Genomic DNA, 20146 nt, shown 5'->3' on the forward strand with positions numbered 1-20146 from the left:
CCCGCCGTGCGGGGGCGCGGGGAGCGGCCGATGGCCGAATTGTGGACAGGTCACCGGAATCGCCGGCTGGGGAGGAGGCGATGGCGGAGGCCGGCCGTGACGAATGCAGGAGATCCGGCTGCGAAGCCGCCGAATCGGACCCGCAGCGCCCCGCGGGGCACAGATCTCCTGCATTGCGCACCGGCCCGGCACGCAAACCCCGGCCACCCGCCGGCCACCCGCCGGCCACCCGCCCGCCAGCGCCGCTCCCCACACCCGGCGAGGCCGGTGGCACAATGGGACCGACGCCGCAAAGCCGCGGCGCTCGCCGAGCACAGCCCACAAGGCCAGCCGAAAGAGGACGCGATGACGCACACCCTGCCCCTGCCCGATCTCACCCACGAACGCGTGGAGGTGACCACGGGCCCGCGCAGCGGCCTCGTCATCACCGTCGCGCTGCACTCGTCGGCTCTCGGCTCCGCCCTCGGCGGCGCCCGCCTGTGGACGTATCCGCACTGGAGCGACGCCGTCGGCGACGCCCTGCGGCTCTCCGCCGCGATGACCCTCAAGAACGCCGCCGCAGGCCTCGACGCGGGGGGCGGCAAGTCCGTCATCTGCCTGCCGCCCGGGGTGACGTTCGACGCCGACCGGCGCCGCGCCGCCTTCCTCGACCTCGGCGACGCCGTCGAGCGCTTCGACGGCCTCTACCGCACCGCCGAAGACGTCGGCTCGACGACCGACGACATGCTCACCGTCAGCGAGCGCACCGCGCACGTCGTCGGCCTCCCCGATTCGGCGGGCGGCTCGGGCGAACCGGCGGGCCCGACGAGCCTCGGCGTCTACGAGTCGCTGCGCGCGACCCTCGAGCAGGTCACGGGGTCCCCCGCCGTCGCCGGGCGCCGCATCACGATCTCGGGCCTCGGGCAGGTCGGCGGTCGTCTCGCCGTGCGTCTCGCCGCCGAGGGCGCTGTGCTGACTGTCACCGACGTGAACCCCGCGAAGCGCTCCCTCGCCGCCGACCTGGGCGCCGAGTGGACCGAGCCCGGCACCGAGCACCTCGTGCCGGCCGACCTCTTCGTGCCCGCGGGGATCGGCGGCGTCCTCTACGACGAGGTCATCGACGCCCTCGCCGCCGGCGCGGTCTGCGGCCCGGCCAACAACCCGCTCGCCGACCGTTCCGGCGCCGACCGGCTCGCGGCCCGCGGCATCCTGTACGCGCCCGACTTCGTCGTGAACGCGGGCGGCGTCGTCTACCTCGACCTCGAGGCGAAGCGGCTCGGCTCCCGCGCCAAGATCATGGACCGGGTCGCCGGCATCGGCGACGCCGTGCGGTCGCTGTTCGAGGGTGCCTCGGCGCAGGGCATCACGCCGCTCGACGCCGCCGAGCAGCGCGCCGCGGCGCGGCTGCGCGAGGCATCCGCCGTGCCCGCCGGCGCCTGAGCCGCCGAGCCCCCACCGCGCCCACACGCCTGAGCCGCCCGCACCGCGCAACGCACAGCGAACACACCGGGGACGCGGTTCCGCCGACAGTGGAACCGCGTCCCCGGTGATGCCAGGATGGGGGCACCGGCACCGCCGCCGGAACCCGCGTCGAAGGAGACCGCCCGTGTTCACCAGCCCCTTCCCCGATGTCGAGATCCCCGCGACGAGCATCTACGACGATCTGTTCGGCGACCTCACCGCCGACGACGCCGCCCGCATCGCGCTCATCGATCCCGCGACCGGCGCCGAGACCACCTACGGCGCGCTGAAGGCGCAGGTCGACGCGTTCGCCGGCGCGCTCGCGGCGCGCGGGGTCGGCACCGACACGGTCGTCGGGCTGCTGTGCCCGAACGTCCCCGCGTTCGCGACGGTGTTCCACGGCATCCTGCGCGCCGGCGCGACCGTCACGACGATCAACTCGCTCCATACGCCGGGCGAGATCGAGAAGCAGCTGCGCGACGCCGGGGCGACCTGGCTCGTCACGGTGAGCCCGCTGCTCCCCCAGGCGAAGGCCGCCGCCGACGCGGTCGGACTCCCCGCCGACCACCTCATCGTGCTCGACGGCTCCGCCGAGACGGCCCCGGAGCACCCGAACCTGCGCGGTCTGCTGACCGAGGGCCGGCCCGCCCCCGACGTGAGCTTCGACCCGGCGACGCACGTCGCCGTGCTCCCCTACTCGTCGGGAACCACGGGCATCCCCAAGGGCGTGATGCTGAGCCACCGCAACCTCGTCGCGAACGTCGCGCAGTGCCGCATCAACCTCGACCTGAAGAACACCGACCGCGTGCTCGCGGTGCTGCCGTTCTTCCACATCTACGGCATGACGGTGCTGCTGAACCTGGCGCTCAAGCAGCGCGCCGCCCTCGTGACCATGCCGCGCTTCGACCTGGTGCAGTTCCTGGAGAACATCCAGAACTTCGGCTGCACGTACCTCTACATCGCGCCGCCGATCGCGGTCGCCCTCGCGAAGCACCCGATCGTCGACCAGTACGACATCTCGACGGTGCACACGATCTTCTCCGGCGCCGCCCCGCTCGACGGCGAGACGGCCGAGATCGCCGGCCGACGCCTCGGCGCCCGCATGATGCAGGGTTACGGCATGAGCGAGCTGAGCCCGGTCTCCCACGCGATGCCGTACAGCCGCGACGACATCCCGGTGAGCTCGGTCGGCACGATCCTGCCGAACATCACCTGCAAGCTCGTCGACACCGAGACGGGCGAGGAGATCACCGAGATCGGCGACGACGGTCAGACGCGCGCGGGCGAGCTGTGGGTGAAGGGACCGAACGTCATGCTCGGCTACCTGAACAAGCCGGATGCCACGGCCGAGACCCTCGACGCCGACGGCTACCTGCACACCGGCGACGTCGCCGTCTACCACGAGGGCGGGTACTTCTCGATCGTCGAGCGGGTCAAGGAGCTCATCAAGTACCACGGCTACCAGATCGCACCCGCGGAGCTCGAGGCGCTGCTGCTCAGCCACCCGAAGGTGATGGATGCCGCGGTGATCGGCGTGCTCGACGACGAGCGGGAGGAGATCCCGAAGGCGTTCATCGTGGCGGCGCCCGACTCCGGTCTCACCGAGGACGAGGTGAAGGCGTTCGTCGCCGAGAACGTCGCGCCGTACAAGAAGGTGCGCCGCGTGGAGTTCATCGAGGCGATCCCGAAGTCGAGCTCGGGAAAGATCCTCCGCAAAGACCTGCGCGCCCGCGAGGCGGCCGCCGCGGCGGGCTGAGGCCCGCCGGCGGAGACAAAAGAAAACCCCCGCTGAGCGGGGGTTTTCTTTTGTTCTCGAACTGGTGGACCTAAGGAGATTCGAACTCCTGACCTCCTCGATGCGAACGAGGCGCGCTACCAACTGCGCCATAGGCCCGTGAACCGAGAACTAGGTTATCACGCCTCTCCGGCCCCTCGTGCACCACCCGGGTGGAGGGATGACAACGCACTTCCCGGCTCCCCGCATCGTCCGCAACGTGCGCCTCGGCACGTCCGCCGACGCCGAGGCGACGGCGGTCGATCTGCACCTCGACGACGGCGTGATCACGGGCATCCACCCTGCCGCACGCGCGAGCGACGGCGCGCCGGGCAGCGCGGAGGACACCGTCGACGGGCGGTGCCTGCTCGCCCTCCCCGGGCTCGTCAACACGCACGCGCACGTCGACAAGTCGTGGTGGGGGCTCCCCTGGCAGTCGTACGGCGGCGAGGGCGGCACCGAGGGTCGCATCCGCCACGAGCGCGCCCGCCGCGACGAGCTCGGCATTCCGTCCCTCGGCATCACGCAGCGCGTGCTCGCCGAGCTCGTGCGCCACGGCACGACCGCGATCCGCACGCACGTCGACGTCGACCCGGGGCTCGGCCTGCGCGGCATGGAGGTCGTCCGCGAGGCGGTCGCCGACTACGGCGACGCGCTCACCGTCGAGGTCGTCGCGTTCCCGCAGGACGGCGTGCTGCGCCGCCCCGGCGTGCTCGAGCTGCTCGCCGACGCGGCCCGCGCCGGCGCGCACCTCGGCGGCCTCGACCCGGCGACGATCGATCGCGACCCGGTCGGGCAGATCGACGCCGTGCTCGCGCTCGCCGCCGAGCACGGCGTGGGCGTCGACATCCACCTGCACGACCCGGCGGAGCTCGGCGCATTCCAGATCGAGCTGATCGTCGACCGCGCGGAGGCGCTGGGGCTCGTCGGACGCGTGAGCATCGCGCACGGCTTCGCTGTCAGCCAGCTCGATCCGGCGCGGCGGCGCGACCTGCTCGCGCAGATGGGCGAACTCGGGGTCACGATGACGACGGTGGCGCCGCTCCGCCTCCCGCAGCTGCCGCTCGCCGAGCTGGATGCCGCGGGCGTGCGCCTCGGGTTCGGCACCGGCGGCATCCGCGACCTGTGGAGCCCGTACGGCACCGGTGACCTGCTCGGCATCGCGTGGCAGTACGCCCGCGCATCCGGCATCGTGCGCGACGACGATCTGCGCCGCGTCGTCGACCTCGCCACGGGGGCCGCGACGCCGTTCGCCGGGCTGCCGGAGGGCCGCCTCGTCGTCGGCGCCCGGGCCGACATCGTGCTGCTCGACGCGGAGAACGCGATGGATGCCCTGGTGCGCACTCTCCCGCGCGACGCGGTGATCGCCGGCGGCAGGCTCCTCGTCGGCTGAGCCACGGCGGCCCAGCCGCGCCGACTTACTGCCCGCTGGCGCGACGCTCGAGCAGCCATCGCACGTGCGCCTCGATGGCCTCGTCGCCCGCGGCGGGGCCGCCGGCGAACTCCTCGTCGCGCGCGGCGCGCGCCCGGTCGAGGCTCGCGGGGCGCAGCTGCTCGGCGCGCGCCCGCATGCGCTCCTCGGTCGCGGCCCGGCGCAGCGCCGCCCGCGCCTCGGCCTCATCGAGCACGGTCGCGGCGCGCGATCCCGCCGAAGCGGTGAGGGGCCGCGGAAGCTCGCGGGGCGTCCAGGCGACGCGGTCGGAGGCCAGGGCGACGTCCTGCATCTCGGCCACGGTCCGCACGACCGGTGCGGCGACCTCCGGTGCCACGGCCCGGCGGGTCACGACGCTCATCCGACGGAGCAGGAGCACGCAGGCGAGGGCGACCGGCGCGGCGATCCAGAGGAGGAGGGCCGATCCGCCGGCGGCGAGGCCGATCCCGCCCCACACGCCGAGACCGATCGCGAGCGCGCCGACGAACGTCGTCGAGAGCCGAGCGCGCCGCCGCGCCCGCGCGCGGCGCAGCTCGGGGCGGGCCATCGCGGCGCGCGTCTGGGCCGTAGCGAGCTCCCGGGCGGCGACCGCGTCCGCTCGGGCGGCAGCGGCGTCGGCGCGGGCCTGCAGCTTCGTCAGCGCGAGCTCGGCGCGAGCGCGCTCGAGTTCGGCGCCTTCGCGCTCCGACTGCGCCTGCCGCGCGAGGCGCTGCTGGGCGAGGGCGGTGCGGGCGTTGAGCTCGAGGCGCACCTCCTGGGGCGTCTCGCTCGTCTCGGCGAGGATGCGGAGGGCCTGGTTGAGCCGCACGGCGTTCCGCTCGGCGGCGTAGAACTGGTGGCGCCCCTGCCAGGAGGGCAGCAGGTACACGAGCCACAGCACGACTGCGACGAGGACGATGACACCACCGCCGAGAACCTGGCCTCCCATGCGCTCCACGGTAGGGCCGCCGAGGCGCGAGACCCGGCATCCGTCCCGCGTGTCTGACCTTCGAGTCGAACTTTAAGCTGCGGCGACGTCCGGGAGACGATCCTCAGAGCCCCGGCACCGCCGCGGCATCCTCCGGCACGTCGCCGTTCAGCCAGCGCTGGAGCACGCCCTCGGGCACCTCTTCGCGGACGAGCGCGAAGGCGTGGTGGTCGCGCCAGTCTCCCGCGATGTGGATGAACCGACGACGCAGCCCCTCGTAGCGGAATCCGAGCTTCTGGACGACGCGGAGGCTCGCGGTGTTCTCCGGGCGGATGCAGATCTCCATCCGGTGCAGGCCGAGCTCCCGGAAGCACAGGTCGGTGGCGAGGGCGACGCTCGTGGGGGTGATCCCGCGCCCGGCGAACCGTTCGCTCACCCAGTAGCCGATCGTCGCCGACGAGAGCGACCCGCGCGCGATGCCCCAGACGTTCAGCTGCCCGGCGATCTCGCCGTCGTACTCCATCACGAGCGGCACACCGTCGCCGTCACGGTACTGCTGCAGCAGGCGACGGATGCCCAGGCGCATGTCGAACGAGACGGCGCCGTCGGGGCTCGTCGCCTCCCACGGACGCAGCCACGACCGGTTCGACAGCAGCTCGTTCTGCAGCGTCTTGGCGTCGCGCTGCTTGACGAGGCGGATGGAGATGCGCCCGTGCTGGCGCGGCACCGTCAGGTCCACCGACTCTCCCTCATGCTCGGGCCCCGGCCCGTCCGGCCCCGGGCCCTCGCCGGATGCCGCGGTGACGCGTCACAGCTGCGCGGCGAACTCCTTGAGCCACGGGCGCAGCTGCGGCCCGAGGTCGTCGCGGTCGGACGCCAGCTGAACGATCGCCTTGATGTAGTCCACCCTATCGCCGGTGTCGTAGCGGCGACCGCGGAAGACGACGCCGAGCACGCCGTCGGTGACCGCGAGCTCCTGGAGCGCGTCGGTCAGCTGGATCTCGCCGCCCTTGCCGGGCTCGGTGCGCTCGAGGATGTCGAAGACGCCCGGCACCAGCACGTAGCGGCCGATGACCGCATAGTTCGAGGGCGCGTCCTCTTTCTTCGGCTTCTCTACGAGGCCGGTGACCTTCACGACGTCGGGGTCGCCCGTCTCCTCGACGGAGGCGACGCCGTAGAGGTGGATGTGGTCGGGGTGGACCTCCATGAGCGCGATGACGGTGAGGCCGGTGCGCTCGTTCTCGGCGATCATCTTCTCGAGCAGCGGGTCGCGCTCGTCGATGAGGTCGTCGCCGAGCAGCACCGCGAACGTGGAGTCGCCGACGTGGTGCTTGGCGCGCAGCACCGCGTGGCCGAGGCCCTTCGGCTCGCCCTGGCGCACGAAGTGGATGTCGGCGAGGTCGCTGGAGGCCTGCACCCGCTGCAGCTTCTCGAGGTCGCCCTTGTTCGTCAGATTCGACTCGAGCTCGGGCACCGAGTCGAAGTGATTCGAGATGTTGTTCTTGTTGCGCCCGAGGATGATCAGGATGTCGTCGGCCCCGGCGGCGACGGCCTCTTCGACGACATACTGGATCGCCGGCTTGTCCACGACGGGGAGCATCTCCTTCGGCATCGCCTTGGTGGCGGGAAGGAAGCGGGTGCCGAGGCCCGCGGCGGGGATGACGGCCTTGATGCGCGACGTGGTCATAGGCTCACCCTACCGTCAGGGTGTTTCCGGGCACGGAACGGCGGATGACGAACGGTGACACCTACAATCGGACCATGCCCGATGCGATCGACGACGCGAAGCGCGCACTGCGCGCCGACTTGCGCGAACGCCGCCAGCAGCACTCCGACGCGGTCCGCGCGGCCGCGGCGGAGGGCGTGAAGGTGCAGCTCGACGCCCTCGTGGCGAGCCTGGGCGCCCGATCCGTGTCGTGCTTCCTCTCGACGCCGACAGAACCCGGGACGCACGACTTCATCATGGATGCCATGGCCCGAGGCATCCGGGTGCTGCTGCCGATCACCCGCGTCGACGGCCTGCTCGACTGGGCGGTCGCCGACCCGACCGGCGACATCGCCGAGGGGTTGTTCGGCGTGCCCGAGCCCGTCGGCGAGGTGCTGAGCCCCTCCGCCGTCAACGATGTCGACCTCCTGATCATCCCCGCCGCGGCCGTCGACCGCACCGGCATGCGCCTCGGCTGGGGTCGCGGCTACTTCGACAAGACGATCGGCTCGATGGAGCGCTGCCCCCCGGTCTACGCCGTGATCTTCGACTCCGAGCTGATCGACGAGGTGCCGCGCGACCTGCACGATCAGCCGGTCACCGGCGTCGTCACCCCCACTCAGACCATCACGCTGGCGCCCGCACGCCGCTGACTCTCCCCCTTCGAAACCGAGGTACCCATGCCCACCTACGCCTACGCCTGCACGCAGTGCGGCCACCGCTTCGACGCGGTGCAGTCCTTCAGCGACGCCGCCCTCACCGAGTGCCCCGTCTGCGGCGGAACGCTCCGCAAGCAGTACGGCTCGGTCGGGGTCACCTTCAACGGGTCGGGCTTCTACCGCACCGACTCGCGCGCGGGCAACTCCGGCGCGGGTGGTGGCGCGAGCGCGCCGGCTCCGACATCATCGAAGTCCGAGGCAAAGTCCTCACCCCCGTCCGCGGGTTCCTGATACTCGACAAGAGGGGCATGCACATGATCAAGGGGTTCAAAGAGTTCATCCTCCGCGGAAACGTCATCGATCTGGCTGTCGCGGTCGTCATCGGCGGTGCGTTCGGCGCCCTGGTGAACTCCGTCGTCGAGGCCGTGATCAACCCGATCCTGGCCCTGTTCATGAAGGCCGACGCGGGCGGGAACATCGGCTTCACGGTGCCCGGGCTCTACGGCGACGTCACCTTCCCGATCGGCAACCTCATCACTGCCATCATCACGTTCCTCGTGACGGCGCTCGTCGTCTACCTCGTGTTCGTCTACCCGATGAACACCTGGAAGGAGCGCCAGGCCGCCAAGGCGGGCGTCGACCAGACGAAGGAGGAGCCCCTCCCCAACGAGCAGGAGCTGCTCATCCAGATCCGCGACCTGCTGCAGGACCGGAAGCTCCTCGACGAGCGCGGCGCCCCCGTCGCGCCCGCGCCCACGGCCCCCGAGACCACGTAGCCCCCCCGGCGCGTGCCGCACGCTCAGTAGTGCGGCGGCACGTCCCGCCGCAGACGATCGTCGTTCGGCCCCGATGCCCCGGCCGCCTCCCGCGAGGCCGCCGGGGCATCGCCGTCTCGGCCCCCGTCGCGACCCGTCGGGCGTTCCGGATCGGGGTCGGAGCCCGGAGCGGGCGTCAGCTTCGCGCGGCGCGATCCGCGCACGCGCACGACGCGCTGCCGCGGGGCATCCGTCTCGTCAGACGACATCGATCGGCTGGGTCTGCGCGTGGTCCGCGGGCACCTCCGGCGGCACACCGAGGATCGCCGCGATGCGCTCGGCGACGCCGGACGGGTCGCTGTACAGGTCGAACGCGTGCACGCGGATGTAGTGCCAGCCGAGGCGGCGCAGCACCTGGGGGCGCAGGCGCAGCGTCTCGCGCAGCGTGTCGCGCACGGTGTCGGAGTCGCTCTCGGCGACGACGGCCTTGCCCTGGTACTGCGCGACGATCGGCAGCTGACCGCGATAGTCGACGTCGACCGAGACGCCGCGCGCCCGCAGGTGCCGGGCGAGGGTCAGGGTCAGCGGGTCGGCGAGGTCTTCGAGGCGCGCTTCGCGGGCGCGCGCGGCGATGCCGCCGAGGATCGACATGAGGGTGGATGCCCCGGATTCGAGGCGTCCCTCGTCGAACGCCGACGGGCGGATCGACGAGACGATCACCATGGAGCGGCGCGCCCGGGTCATCCCGACCGTCAGCAGCCGCTCGCCGTCGTCGCCGGAGAGGTCGCCGAAGTCGCTCAGCACGCGGCCGTGCTTGGTGAGCCCGAAGCCGAGCGAGAAGACGACCCGGTCGCGGCTCTCCGCGACGGAGTCCTCGAGCACCAGCACCGCGAACGGCTCGGCGGTGTCGCGCCCGACGAAGTCGGCGACGTCGGCGCGGCCGGCGAAGGCCGACGCGACCGCCGCGCGCACGCGCTCGGCGTGCCGCCGCGACGCGGTGACGACCATGAGGGTCTCGTTCGGGCGGTTCACGGCGTGCTCGACGACGAGGGTCACGACGCGCGCGACCTCGGCGTCGGGGCTCTCCACCGCGCCGGTGATCGGGTCGGGGGCGCCGGTGCCGCCCTCAACGTAGTCGACGCTGAGGCTGCCGCGGCCGAGGTACGACCCTGCCCAGGGCAGCGAGACGAGACGTCCGCCGTAGAAGGCGGTGTTGACGAGCTCGGCGAGGTCTTCGCCGCCGGCGCGATAGCTGCGGGTGAGGGTCTCGGTCGGGAGCAGCTCGACGAGACGCTCGAAGACGCTCACCTCATCGAAGTCGGCGCCGAACTCGATCCGGTCCTCGGGCTGCGGGTCGCCGGCGCCGACTCTGAACGGGGTCGGGCGCTGGGTCACGGGGTCGCCGAACGCGACGACCTGGCGCGCGCGGCGGAGGGCGGGCGCGGCCTCGGCGAGGCAGAGCGCCGCGGCATCCGCGACGATCACGACGTCGAAGGGCGCGGCGGCCGGGATCGAGGGCACCTCGTAGGGCGAGGCGAGCCACACCGGCGCGAGCGTGCGCATCAGCGTGGGCGCGGCGTGGGTGAGCTCGACCGGAGTGGTCGCGCCCGAGCGCAGCGCGTGCCGCAGCGCGGCCGCCTCCTCCGGCTCGTCGACGACGGCGATCTTCCACTTCGTCGCGAGCTCGGCGGCCAGCAGCGGCCCTGCGGAGCCTGCGTGCGCCTCGTCGACGAGGCGGTAGTCGCGCTCGAGCCGGTCGACGACCGACGTGTTGGCGCCGAGGAGGGCCCGGTCGGTGCGCAGCATCGCCTCGAGCGCGGACTGCCACCAGGCGAACTCGAACTCGGCGGCGACCTGGTCTTCGGGGACGTGCCGCACCGACAGCTCGGTCAGCAGCGGCTCGAGGCCGAGCTCGGCGAGCCGTCCGCGCAGTGTCGCGCGCTCGACGAGGTTGTCGAACACGGCCGACTCGGCGGCGAGACCCGCGAGCGTGCGCAGCAGGTGCGGGATGGGAAGGGATGCCAGGGGTTCGGTGCGTCCGAGCGCCTGGTCGAGCGCGGCGAGGTCGGCGTTCACGCGCTGCCAGCTGGCGGCGACGTCGTCGAGGCCGATCGGCAGTTCGGGGAGCACGCCCGGCTCGACCAGCTGCTGCCACTGCCCGCGCTGCTGCTGCACGCGCAGGAGCGCCTCGTGCATGTCGGTGACGTGCATGCCCGGTCGCACGTACTCGCGCGAGAGCTGCTTGAGCCGGCGCCGCTGCGGACCGGAGAGCTCGGGCGCGTCGCGGCGTGCCGCGTAGGCGCCGATGAGCTCGCCCAGCGGGCGCTCGAACACGGTGAGGCTGAACTTGTCGAGCGAACCGCGGATGCCCTGCAGCAGCTGGATGTAGGCGCCGAGCTCGGTGATCGTCGTGAACGGGCGCATGCGCGTCTGCGCGATCAGCTCGTAGCCGCGCTCGACGATGGCGGGCACCTCGGTGCGGTGCAGGCGCTGCGCGAGGGCGTGCGCGTCGGTGGCCTGCTGCGTCGTCGCGAAGGCGACCGCGTACCACGGCGAGTCGTCGGGACCGAAGCGGAACTCGCCGAGACCGGCGGCCGTCGACAGCGCCTTCGCGGCTTCGGCGCGACGTGTGCTCAGCAGCTGCAGCGTGCGCAGGTCGAACCGCGTCTGCGCCGCCGGCTGCGGGTCGCGCCCCGTGATGACGGTGAGGGTGCGGAGGGCCTCGAGCGGCGAGATCCCGAGCTGCGGATGCCGCTGTGTCAGCGCGTCGCGGTAGTCGCGCAGCACCGTCCGCAGGCGCACGAGTGCATCGTCGACGTCGGCGACCTTGGGCTGCTCGGCCTTCTCGTTGCGGCCGATCGCGCGGATGAGGTCGCGGTGCAGGCGCGTGGGCGAGACGGCGAGCCCCGGCAGGCCGATGCCCGCGAGGCGGTGCCGCACGCCCTCGAGCGTCGAGCGGCGGGCGCTGACCACGAGCACGCGCTTGCCGGCGCGGACGAGCTCGCCGACGGCGTTGATGACCGTCTGGGTGCCGCCCGTGCCGGGAAGGGTCTGCACCGTCAGCGACTGACCGGCGAGGATGCGGGCGAGCACCGCCTCCTGCTCGGCGTCGGCGTCGAGCAGCAGCCGGTCGGAGGCCGGCGGGCGCTCGTCGGCGCTCACCAGGGGCGACAACGGCCGCACGACGGTGAGGTCCTCGCGGTCGGCGGCGTGGCCGGCGAGGGCGTTCAGCACGGGGTGGTCGAGATCGGCGGCGTCGCGCACCATGTCGGATGCCACGTCGGCGAAGGTCGAGACGACCAGGCGCGGCAGCACGGTGAACGTGTCGACGTGCGCCGTCAGAGCGCGGAGGTGGTCGATGACCGGCTGCGGCTTGAAGACCCCGCCGTCGTAGGCGAGCTCGGCGAGCGCGCGGCCGTCGAGCGAGATGCCGAAGTGGGTGCGCGCCGCCTCGACGAGTTCGGGGTTGACGGTGAACGAGCCGTGCAGCTTCAGGTCGAAGTCGAGGTGGTGCCGCCGGATGGCGAGCGGGCGCAGCAGCACCGGCGCGGCGTAGGAGACGCCGCCGATCCGCCACGCGGCGATCGCCACGGCGAGGTGCACGGTGTCGAGACCCCGCGAGGTGCGCAGTTCCACGTCCTTCGCGGCGATGCGCTCGGCCGCGAGTCGCGCGGTGCGGAGGGCCACCTCGTCGCGGAAGAGGTTCGACAGCAGGGTCGACCGGCCCGTGATGAACTGCGGGAGGCTCCCGGGGTGAGCCTTCGTGATGTCGATGCCGGCGTCACCGGCATCCGTGTAGTGCAGCAGGGTGGAACGGCCACCGAGGTGCGCCGACTCTTCGCGCAGCCGCGCGCGCTCCGCCGCGGCGACGTGCGTGACGACCACTCCGGGCTCGGCGAAGTCCAGGTCTGCTGGGGTCACCGAGTGCACGTGCTCAGCCTCGCTCTCGCCTCGCACGGCGCCGCCGTCTCCTCGCCACACACTCGACACCCTAGGCGCCGACACGCCCCGAAGCGCGTTGGCGCGGCGGGTTTCGTGCGATTGCGTCGCCGCCTCCTCCCCAATCGGCCGATTCGGCGCACTGTGCACAGATCGGGCCTTCCGGCGCCGGGGCGCGTGCGGCGCGGGCCATCATGGCAGACATGACTTCCCGCTCATCCTCGCGGCGGCCGGCATCCCGGCCCGCCGCGTTCACGGTGCACCCGACACCGATCGGCCAGGCTCTCGTCGTCGCCACCGACGAGGGCCTGGCCGCCCTGCAGCTGCTGGAGGTGCACGTGGATGCCAGGAATCACGCGCTCGCGGCGCTGACCGAGCACCTCGGCGCACCGCTCGCGCCGGGCGACGACGCCACGCGGCCGATCACCGACCAGCTCGACGCGTACTTCGCGGGCGAGCTGCGGGGCTTCGACGTGCCGCTCGACCTCCGTGCCGTGCACGGCTTCGTGCGCACCGCGCTCGAAGCGGTGTGCGAGATCCCCTACGGGGCGGTCGGCTCGTACGCCGACGTGGCGGTCGCCGCCGGCTCCCCCGGCGCGAACCGCGCCGTCGGCACCGCCTGCGCGCGCACCCCGATCTCGATCGTGGTCCCCGTGCACCGGGTAGTGCGCAGCGACGGCTCGATCGGCGAGTACGGCGGCCACCCCGAACGCAAGCGCTTCCTCCTCGACCTCGAGGAGCGGGTCGTCCGGGCATCCCCCGGTCATCGGATCTCCGCGGGCGTGTAAGCCGCGCGCGGCGACGAGCGGCCCCGGAATCCGAGGAGGATTCCGGGGCCGCTGCCGGGGTGCCGGCGCTGAGCCTGAGCCTTGCGGGCTACTCGCCGCTAGTTGTTCTTCCCACTGACGTTGTGGACGCGGTCGATGGGTGCTCGGCCTCCGATGCCGGTGTGGGGTCGATGGTGATTGTAGTGGTGCAGCCAGGCGTCGTAGCTGGCGGCTCGCTGCTGGTCTGAGTCGTAGTGGCGGGCGTAGGCCCATTCGTCGGCGAGGGTGCGGTGGAATCGCTCGATCTTCCCGTTGGTCTGCGGCCGATAGGGCCGCGTGTATTTGTGCTTCACGTTCTCGCCGAGCGCCTCGTTGAACACCTTGGACCGGTAGCAGGAGCCGTTATCGGTCATCACCCGCTGCACGGTGATGCCGTGCCCGGCGAAGAACGCGCTGGCGCGCTGCCAGAACCCGCCGGCGGTGTCCTTGCGTTCGTCGGGGAGGATCTCGGAGTAGACCAGTCGGGCGTGGTCGTCGATCGCGGAATGCAGATACGAGTAGCCGACCCCGGAGCGGCGTTTGCGGCCCGTGGCACGTCCCAGCGTGCGCCAGCCGCCACCGTCAGGGATCCGGCCGAGCTTCTTCACGTCCACGTGCACCAGCTCGCCCGGCGCCTGTCGCTCGTACCGGACCGGCTTCGGCTTGCGCACCCGAACACCGGTGTTCTTGTCGACCTGCCCCAGCAGCGGCACCCGGTACCGCTTCAGCACCTTCGAGACCGTGGATTGCGGCAGCAGCAGGTGGTACGCGATCCGATGCGGGCCCCAACGTCGGGTCACCCGCAACCCGATGATCCGCCGCTCCATACGCTGCGGCGTCCGCGATGGCGAGCTCGCCGGCCGTGAGGAGCGATCCTGCATCGCCGCGCGTCCGCCGGCACGATACCGGGCGACCCACTTGGAGACCGTGCCACGGGCGACCTGGAACCGCTCCGCGACACGAGCCTGCGTCCAGCCGTCCTCGATCACCAGCCGAGCGATCTTGATCCGCCCATCGACGGTGAGCGCGGCGCGAGCGTGGGTAACGTATGACACGAGGACCTCCGTGGATCGAGTGAGTGTGGTAACCCACATCGATACCGGAGGTCCTCACCTCATCCCGTCACGCCACGCTGCTCACAACCACCGTGGGAAGAACAGCTAGTGCTCGACCGCCTTCTCCGCACCGTAGCCGGTCAGCGAGCGGACATCCATCTCGGCGGCCTTGCGCGGATCCTCCTTGCGGGTTGACGTCACCGAGCCGAGCCAGCCGAGGAAGAAGCCCAGCGGGATCGAGACGATGCCAGGGTTGTTCAGCGGCCAGATCGCGGTGCCGACGTTCTTGAACACGCTCGTCTCGGTGCCCCAGAACACGGGCGAGAGCACGATGAGGATGATCGCCGCGGCGAGGCCCCCGTACATGCTCCACACCGCGCCGCGCGTGGTGAACTTGCGCCAGTACAGCGAGTACAGGATCGTCGGCAGGTTCGCCGAGGCGGCGACGGCGAAGGCGAGCGCCACGAGGAACGCGACGTTCTGCCCCTGCACGCCGATGCCGCCGAGGATCGCGAGCACGCCGATGACGATCACCGTGCGACGGGCGACCTTCACCTCGGCATCCGGTTCGACCTTGCCCTTCTTCACGACGTTGGCGTAGATGTCGTGGGCGAACGAGGCCGCCGCGGTGATCGTGAGCCCGGCGACCACGGCGAGGATCGTCGCGAACGCGACCGCCGAGATGAAGCCGAGCAGCAGCGGACCGCCGAGCGCCTGCGCGAGCAGCGGCGCGGCGGAGTTGACCCCGCCGGGAGCCGCACGGATCACATCGGGGGTGACGAGCGCCCCGGCGCCGTAGCCGAGCACGAGGGTGAGCAGGTAGAACAGGCCGATCAGCCAGATCGCCCAGACCACCGAGCGACGCGCCTCCTTGGCGGTCGGCACGGTGTAGAAGCGCATCAGCACGTGCGGGAGCCCGGCCGTGCCGAGCACGAGCGCGATGGCGAGGGAGATGAAGTCCCACGGGTTCTTGCCGTACTGCAGACCCGGGCCGAGGATCGCGTCCTTCGGATCGGTCGTCGAGGCCGCGACCGCCGACTCGAGCAGCGTGTTCAGGCTGAACCCGTTGATCGCGAGCACCCAGATCGTCATGACGATCGCGCCGCCGATGAGGAGGAACGCCTTGACGATCTGCACCCACGTGGTGCCCTTCATGCCGCCGATGAGCACGTAGACGATCATCAGCACCCCGACGACCACGACGACGATCGACTGGCCGATCTGCTCGTGGATGCCGAGGAGCAGCGAGACGAGGCCGCCGGCGCCGGCCATCTGCGCGAGCAGGTAGAAGAAGCACACCGCGAGGGTCGTGATGGCCGCGGCCATGCGCACGGGCCGCTCCTTCAGGCGGAACGACAGCACGTCGGCCATGGTGAACTTGCCGGTGTTGCGCATGAGCTCGGCGACGAGCAGCAGCGCGACCAGCCACGCCACCAGGAAGCCGATCGAATAGAGGAATCCGTCGTAGCCGTTCAGCGCGATCGCGCCGACGATGCCGAGGAACGACGCCGCCGACAGGTAGTCGCCGGCGATGGCGAACCCGTTCTGCGGGCCGGTGAACGAGCGTCCGGCGGCGTAGTAGTCGGCCGCGGTCTTGTTGTTGCGGCTCGCGCGGATGACGATGAACAGCGTCACCGCGACGAACGCGCCGAAGATCGAGATGTTGAGCACGGGGTTGTTGTCGGCGGCCGTCGTGGCGGCGGCGTGCACCGCGAGGGGGGCCGAGGCGGCGACGGGGATCATGCGCCCGCCTCCTGCTTCTCGAGCTCGCCGCGGATCTCGGCCGACAGCGGGTCGAGGCGGCGGTTCGCGTAGGAGACGTACGCCATCGTGATCGCGAAGGTCGTGACGAATTGCCCGAGGCCGAGCAGCAGCCCCACGGTGATGTGACCCCAGACGCGCGTGGACATGAACTCGGTCGCGAACGACGAGAGCAGCACGTAGGCGAAGTACCACACCAGGAAGGCGATGGTGAGTGGCCAGACGAACCTGCGATGGCGCCGCTTCAGCTCGACGAACGGCGGCGATTTCTCCACCGCGATGTAGTCGACGCCACCCGGCGGGGTGGCATCGTTGGACGGTCCGGACATGTGGCCTCCTTGCCTCATGGGACGGGGCGTGCGCCCCCGCGCCCGGACTTCGTCGACCGGCCGCGTGATATCGTCGACGCTACGAAACCGGGTGACGCCGCCGTCACCCCCGGAAGTGGGTAACGCAGCATGTCAGAAGTCGGCCTCGCCTCCGAGGACGATCTCCTGGCTCGCGCGGTCGGCGGTCTCGCTACCCGCACCGGTCTCCCCGTCGCCTTCGGCGGGTTCGAGCGCGACGGCGCGATCGATGTCACCTCCGTCGTCGGCAACCGCACCTCCTCCCTCGCCGGTCTCGCCGTGCAGCCCACCCGCGGCCTCGGCGGGCGCGCCTTCGTCGAACGCCGCCCCCGGCTCGCTCTCGACTACCGCTCCTCCCGCAACATCACCCACGACTACGACCGCGCGGTGCTCGGCGAGGGCATCTCGACGCTCTTCGCCGTGCCGGTGCTCGTCTCGGGCCGGCCCCGGGGCGTCCTCTACTGCGGATCGTGGGCACGCTCCCCCTTCGGCGAGACGACGGCGCGCACCGCTCTGCAGGTCGCGTCCGACCTCGCGACCGAGCTGCGCGTGCGCGACGAGGTCGGTCGTCGGCTCCGCCTCCTGCCCGCTCCCGCCGAGGCCCCCGCCCTCGACGTCGCCGCGCGCGAAGAGCTGCGCGAGGCGTACGCCGAGCTCCGCCGCATCGGCGCCGAGGTCGGCGACCCGGGCATCCGCCGACGGCTCGCCGACATCGAGTCGCGCCTCGCGACGCTCTCGCAGGGCGGCGCGGCCGAGATCGAGAAGCTCGACGTGCGCCTGTCGCCCCGCGAGACCGACGTGCTCGCGTGCGCCGCGCTCGGGCAGACCAACGCCGAGATCGCGGCGACGCTCACCCTCCGCGAGGGCACGGTGAAGTCGTACCTGCAGTCGGCGATGGCCAAGCTGGATGCCTCGACCCGCCACGCGGCGGTCGCGAAGGCGCGCCGGGCGGGCCTCCTGCCCTGACGCGACGCGCGCTGCTCGCTAGGCTCTGCCCATGGCTCACAAAATCGTGCATCAGCTCGTCGACGATCTCGACGGCACCGTCCTCGAGGTCGGCTCGGGCGAGACGATCCTCTTCTCTCTCGACGGCACCGCCTACGAGATCGACCTCACCGACGAGAACGCCGCGGCCCTGCGCGACGCCCTCGCCCCGTTCATCGCGGCCGCCCGTTCGGTGTCGGCCCGCGCCGGCGGCCGGAGCGGGTCGGGCAGCTCGGGCAGCTCGGGCGGCGCGCGGCGGCAGAAGCGCTCCGGGCAGCGCGACTATGCGCCGGTGCGCGAGTGGGCGGCGCAGAACGGCTACACCGTCTCGGAGCGCGGCCGGATTCCGGCGCCCGTGCTCGAGGCGTACGACGCCGCGCACTGAGCTTTCGCGGCCGGGCATCGCTCTCAGACGACGCACGGGCTCCTCTGCTATCGTCGTGGTCTGACCACAGTGAGGACTCGCATGCTCCGCCACCGCTCCCCCGCCCGCACCTTCCTCTCCGCCGCGACGCTCGCGGTCGTGCTCGCGGCCGGCGGCTCGCTGGCCGGATGCTCCGCGGCGTCGGGCGACGCTCCGACGACGTCGCCGACCGCGTCGACGAGCGACGCGGCGGTCGTCGCACCCGCGCACGCCGACGGGTACGGCCTCCCCGCGGGCGACGGCTCGGCACGCATCGAGCTGTGGACCGACCTGTCCTGCCCCTACTGCCGGCAGCTCGAGCTGGCCACCGGCGACCTCATCGCCGACGCCGTCGCGGCGGGCACGGCGACCCTCGTCATCCATCCCCTGAACTTCGTCAGCACCAAGCACGGCGACGACACCGACTGGTCGACGCGCGCGGCGAGCGCCCTCGCCGCGGTGAGCGACGCGGGCGAGAACGACCGTCTGCCCGCGTTCTACGCGCTGCTGCAGGAGCACCAGACCCTCGCGGACGGCACCTCGCACCCGACCGATGACGACATCGTCGCGCTCGCGCAGCAGGCGGGGGTCACCTCGGACATCTCCGACGCCGTCGCCTCGCGCCGCTTCGGCCCGTGGGTCTCGGCATCGAACCAGCACTGGCTCGGCGCGACGATCGACGGCACCTCGCAGGTCGTCTCGGGGGTGCCGATCCTCGTCGTGAACGGCACGGTCATCGACCTGTCCACCGACGGCCTCACCGGCCGCCTGCAGGCGGCGATCGACGCCGCGCAGAACTGACGCCGGCGGGGTCGACGCGCTGACCCGGACGCCGTGACCCGGCGGCTCAGCCCGCTTCGGCGAGGCGGTGCAGCAGCAGCACCTGCGAGGCGATCATCCGCTCGAGCTCGGCCGGGTCGACCGACTCGTCGGACGCGTGGATGCGGGCGTGCTCGGTGTCCTGCGCACCCCAGAGCACGACGGATGCCTCGGGCGAGCTCACGGTCGGGGATCTCGATCCCGTCGGTGGTGTTGCCGTAGTAGAGACGTCCCATGTCTGCTGCGCTCCTTCTGGTCGTTATTGCTCTGCCGAAAGGTTACTCACAAGAAAAAGTAGTTAGTCAAGCGAGATACACATCGGGTGTATAGTAATTGCAGCAAGTAGCCAATCAACGTGCCGACATCGGCCGGAGGTGTCCATGACCGACCTCGACGACGTGCAGACCGTCGATGCTGTTCTGCGCGCATACGAGCGTTTCCGGGCCGCCGACACTGCCATGCTGGCGCGTGTACGCAGCCGCACCGGGCTGAGCGAGAACCAGCTCGCCATCCTCCGCTTCCTCCTCCGCGAGCGCGAAGACGCCCACCACGTGAAGCCGAGTGAGATCGCCCGGCACTTGGGCATCAGTTCGGCATCCACCACGGCCCTCCTTGACCGGCTCGAGAAGGCCGGCATGGTGGTGCGCGGCAGCAATCCCGAAGATCGACGCAGCATCCTCGTCACGGTCACCGACGATGCCGAGCATGCCATCGCGTCGACCTATGAGGTCTTCGAAGCGCGCCTGGCCGGCCTCATGGAGGATCTCAGCCCCGATGAGCGTCGCGATGTGATCTCGTTCTTCTCGTCGCTCGCCGACGCGGCCGACGGCACTGCCGAGCTCAGTCCGGCGCGCTGACCCTCACCGGTCGATTTCGTCGACGGCTTCCTGCATCGCGCGGAGGAAGCCGATGACACTCGCGCGATCGGCGGAGGTCATCGGGCGGACGACGTCGATCATGCGCCCGTGCATGGCTGCCAGGGTGTCGCGTATCTCGTCCTCGGCCTTGGGGCTCGCGGCGATGAGCACGCTGCGGCGATCGCCGGGATTCGGTGTGCGCGTGATGTGGCCGCTCTTCGCCAGCCGATCGAACAGCGCCGTCGTCGAGGCCGAGGTGATGCCGAGGTACCGCGCCAGGTGCGCGGGGGTGACGTCTTCGCCCCGGGCATTCGCGCGAGCGAGGAAGCGGAGCACGAGCAGCTCGTTCTCGCCCATCTCCATCGACTGCTGCGTGCGGCGACGCATCGCCGTCTCCGCCGCGCGATAGCTGCGCAGCGCCTGCAGGACGGCGGCGTTGCTCGCGTCGTCGGTGTCGGCATACCAGTATGCCGAGTGCTCTTCCTTCTCCCCCGTCACGAAAA

The 20146-nt window shown here is 71.6% G+C and carries 21 protein-coding genes and 1 tRNA gene; 11 read left to right on the forward strand and 11 right to left on the reverse strand.

All coding sequences use genetic code 11. From position 1 onward, the window contains the following. Positions 1-345: 345 nt before the first annotated feature. Complete coding sequence (locus FHX68_RS05875; protein ID WP_141380310.1) at positions 346-1419, forward strand: Glu/Leu/Phe/Val dehydrogenase family protein; 1074 nt, start codon at positions 346-348, stop codon at positions 1417-1419. Positions 1420-1585: 166 nt separating this feature from the next. Next, positions 1586-3196: an AMP-binding protein gene (locus tag FHX68_RS05880; protein ID WP_141380311.1), complete on the forward strand. Its 1611-nt coding sequence runs from the start codon at positions 1586-1588 to the stop codon at positions 3194-3196. 62 nt (positions 3197-3258) lie between these two features. Here FHX68_RS05880 and FHX68_RS05885 read toward each other — a convergent pair. After that, a tRNA-Ala gene (locus FHX68_RS05885) sits at positions 3259-3334 on the reverse strand. Positions 3335-3395: 61 nt separating this feature from the next. Between FHX68_RS05885 and FHX68_RS05890 the strand changes: the two genes are divergently transcribed. Continuing rightward, on the forward strand, positions 3396-4607 hold the full coding sequence (locus FHX68_RS05890) for an amidohydrolase family protein (RefSeq protein ID WP_141380312.1): 1212 nt from the start codon (positions 3396-3398) through the stop codon (positions 4605-4607). A 25-nt stretch (positions 4608-4632) separates the two neighbouring features. On the opposite strand, the gene FHX68_RS05895 is transcribed toward FHX68_RS05890, so the two are convergent. From FHX68_RS05895 to galU, 3 genes are all read right to left on the reverse strand, one after another. Further along, positions 4633-5574 (reverse strand): coiled-coil domain-containing protein, encoded by a 942-nt coding sequence (locus FHX68_RS05895; RefSeq protein ID WP_141380313.1) that lies wholly within the window; start codon positions 5572-5574, stop codon positions 4633-4635. A 103-nt stretch (positions 5575-5677) separates the two neighbouring features. Next, the gene (locus tag FHX68_RS05900) at positions 5678-6292 is read right to left on the reverse strand and encodes a GNAT family N-acetyltransferase (protein WP_141920104.1); all 615 of its coding nucleotides are present in this window, start codon (positions 6290-6292) and stop codon (positions 5678-5680) included. Positions 6293-6361: 69 nt separating this feature from the next. Next, positions 6362-7240 (reverse strand): UTP--glucose-1-phosphate uridylyltransferase GalU, encoded by an 879-nt coding sequence (galU, locus tag FHX68_RS05905; protein ID WP_141380315.1) that lies wholly within the window; start codon positions 7238-7240, stop codon positions 6362-6364. A 74-nt stretch (positions 7241-7314) separates the two neighbouring features. Between galU and FHX68_RS05910 the strand changes: the two genes are divergently transcribed. Genes FHX68_RS05910 through mscL form a run of 3 tightly spaced genes read left to right on the forward strand, consistent with a single transcriptional unit; the run spans position 7315 to position 8693 of the window. Next, positions 7315-7911 (forward strand): 5-formyltetrahydrofolate cyclo-ligase, encoded by a 597-nt coding sequence (locus FHX68_RS05910; RefSeq protein WP_141380316.1) that lies wholly within the window; start codon positions 7315-7317, stop codon positions 7909-7911. Between the two features lie 27 nt (positions 7912-7938). Continuing rightward, positions 7939-8208, forward strand: a complete 270-nt coding sequence (locus tag FHX68_RS05915) for an FmdB family zinc ribbon protein (RefSeq protein ID WP_141380317.1) — start codon at positions 7939-7941, stop codon at positions 8206-8208. A 23-nt stretch (positions 8209-8231) separates the two neighbouring features. Beyond that, positions 8232-8693: a large conductance mechanosensitive channel protein MscL gene (gene mscL / locus FHX68_RS05920; protein WP_141380322.1), complete on the forward strand. Its 462-nt coding sequence runs from the start codon at positions 8232-8234 to the stop codon at positions 8691-8693. A 23-nt stretch (positions 8694-8716) separates the two neighbouring features. On the opposite strand, the gene FHX68_RS05925 is transcribed toward mscL, so the two are convergent. Further along, positions 8717-8941 (reverse strand): hypothetical protein, encoded by a 225-nt coding sequence (locus tag FHX68_RS05925; protein WP_141380318.1) that lies wholly within the window; start codon positions 8939-8941, stop codon positions 8717-8719. After that, the gene (locus tag FHX68_RS05930; RefSeq protein WP_170214217.1) at positions 8931-12629 is read right to left on the reverse strand and encodes an ATP-binding protein; all 3699 of its coding nucleotides are present in this window, start codon (positions 12627-12629) and stop codon (positions 8931-8933) included. Before FHX68_RS05930 ends, FHX68_RS05925 begins: the two co-directional genes overlap by 11 nt. Before the next feature lie 185 nt (positions 12630-12814). Here FHX68_RS05930 and FHX68_RS05935 point away from each other — a divergent pair, with 185 nt between their 5' ends. Continuing rightward, positions 12815-13399, forward strand: coding sequence for a methylated-DNA--[protein]-cysteine S-methyltransferase (locus FHX68_RS05935; RefSeq protein ID WP_141380320.1), 585 nt, complete (start codon positions 12815-12817; stop codon positions 13397-13399). 98 nt (positions 13400-13497) lie between these two features. Here the strand turns inward: FHX68_RS05935 and FHX68_RS05940 are convergent, their stop codons facing one another. From FHX68_RS05940 to FHX68_RS05950, 3 genes are all read right to left on the reverse strand, one after another. Then, positions 13498-14472, reverse strand: a complete 975-nt coding sequence (locus tag FHX68_RS05940; protein ID WP_244926831.1) for an IS481 family transposase — start codon at positions 14470-14472, stop codon at positions 13498-13500. Positions 14473-14577: 105 nt separating this feature from the next. Further along, complete coding sequence (locus FHX68_RS05945; protein WP_141381387.1) at positions 14578-16215, reverse strand: solute symporter family protein; 1638 nt, start codon at positions 16213-16215, stop codon at positions 14578-14580. Continuing rightward, a complete protein-coding gene (locus FHX68_RS05950) occupies positions 16212-16562 on the reverse strand; it encodes a DUF485 domain-containing protein (protein WP_141381386.1) in 351 nt (116 codons plus the stop codon). Before FHX68_RS05950 ends, FHX68_RS05945 begins: the two co-directional genes overlap by 4 nt. A 129-nt stretch (positions 16563-16691) precedes the next feature. On the opposite strand from FHX68_RS05950, the gene FHX68_RS05955 reads away from it, so the two are divergent. The 3 genes from FHX68_RS05955 to FHX68_RS05965 all read left to right on the forward strand — a co-directional run bounded on the left by FHX68_RS05955 (position 16692) and on the right by FHX68_RS05965 (position 18768). Further along, entirely contained in the window at positions 16692-17546 is an 855-nt protein-coding gene (locus tag FHX68_RS05955) for a LuxR C-terminal-related transcriptional regulator (RefSeq protein WP_141381385.1), read from the forward strand. A 31-nt stretch (positions 17547-17577) separates the two neighbouring features. Beyond that, the gene (locus FHX68_RS05960) at positions 17578-17949 is read left to right on the forward strand and encodes a histone-like nucleoid-structuring protein Lsr2 (protein WP_141381384.1); all 372 of its coding nucleotides are present in this window, start codon (positions 17578-17580) and stop codon (positions 17947-17949) included. An 81-nt stretch (positions 17950-18030) separates the two neighbouring features. Next, complete coding sequence (locus FHX68_RS05965; RefSeq protein ID WP_141381383.1) at positions 18031-18768, forward strand: DsbA family protein; 738 nt, start codon at positions 18031-18033, stop codon at positions 18766-18768. 46 nt (positions 18769-18814) lie between these two features. On the opposite strand, the gene FHX68_RS15175 is transcribed toward FHX68_RS05965, so the two are convergent. Further along, a complete protein-coding gene (locus FHX68_RS15175; RefSeq protein ID WP_170214290.1) occupies positions 18815-18970 on the reverse strand; it encodes a hypothetical protein in 156 nt (51 codons plus the stop codon). Positions 18971-19166: 196 nt separating this feature from the next. Here FHX68_RS15175 and FHX68_RS05970 point away from each other — a divergent pair, with 196 nt between their 5' ends. Continuing rightward, the gene (locus tag FHX68_RS05970) at positions 19167-19643 is read left to right on the forward strand and encodes a MarR family transcriptional regulator (RefSeq protein ID WP_141381382.1); all 477 of its coding nucleotides are present in this window, start codon (positions 19167-19169) and stop codon (positions 19641-19643) included. Positions 19644-19646: 3 nt separating this feature from the next. Here FHX68_RS05970 and FHX68_RS05975 read toward each other — a convergent pair whose 3' ends face one another. Further along, positions 19647-20141: a MarR family winged helix-turn-helix transcriptional regulator gene (locus tag FHX68_RS05975; RefSeq protein WP_229661636.1), complete on the reverse strand. Its 495-nt coding sequence runs from the start codon at positions 20139-20141 to the stop codon at positions 19647-19649. Positions 20142-20146 lie beyond the last annotated feature (5 nt).

Source organism: Microbacterium lacticum (genome assembly GCF_006716815.1).
In the GTDB taxonomy this organism is placed as follows: domain Bacteria; phylum Actinomycetota; class Actinomycetes; order Actinomycetales; family Microbacteriaceae; genus Microbacterium; species Microbacterium lacticum.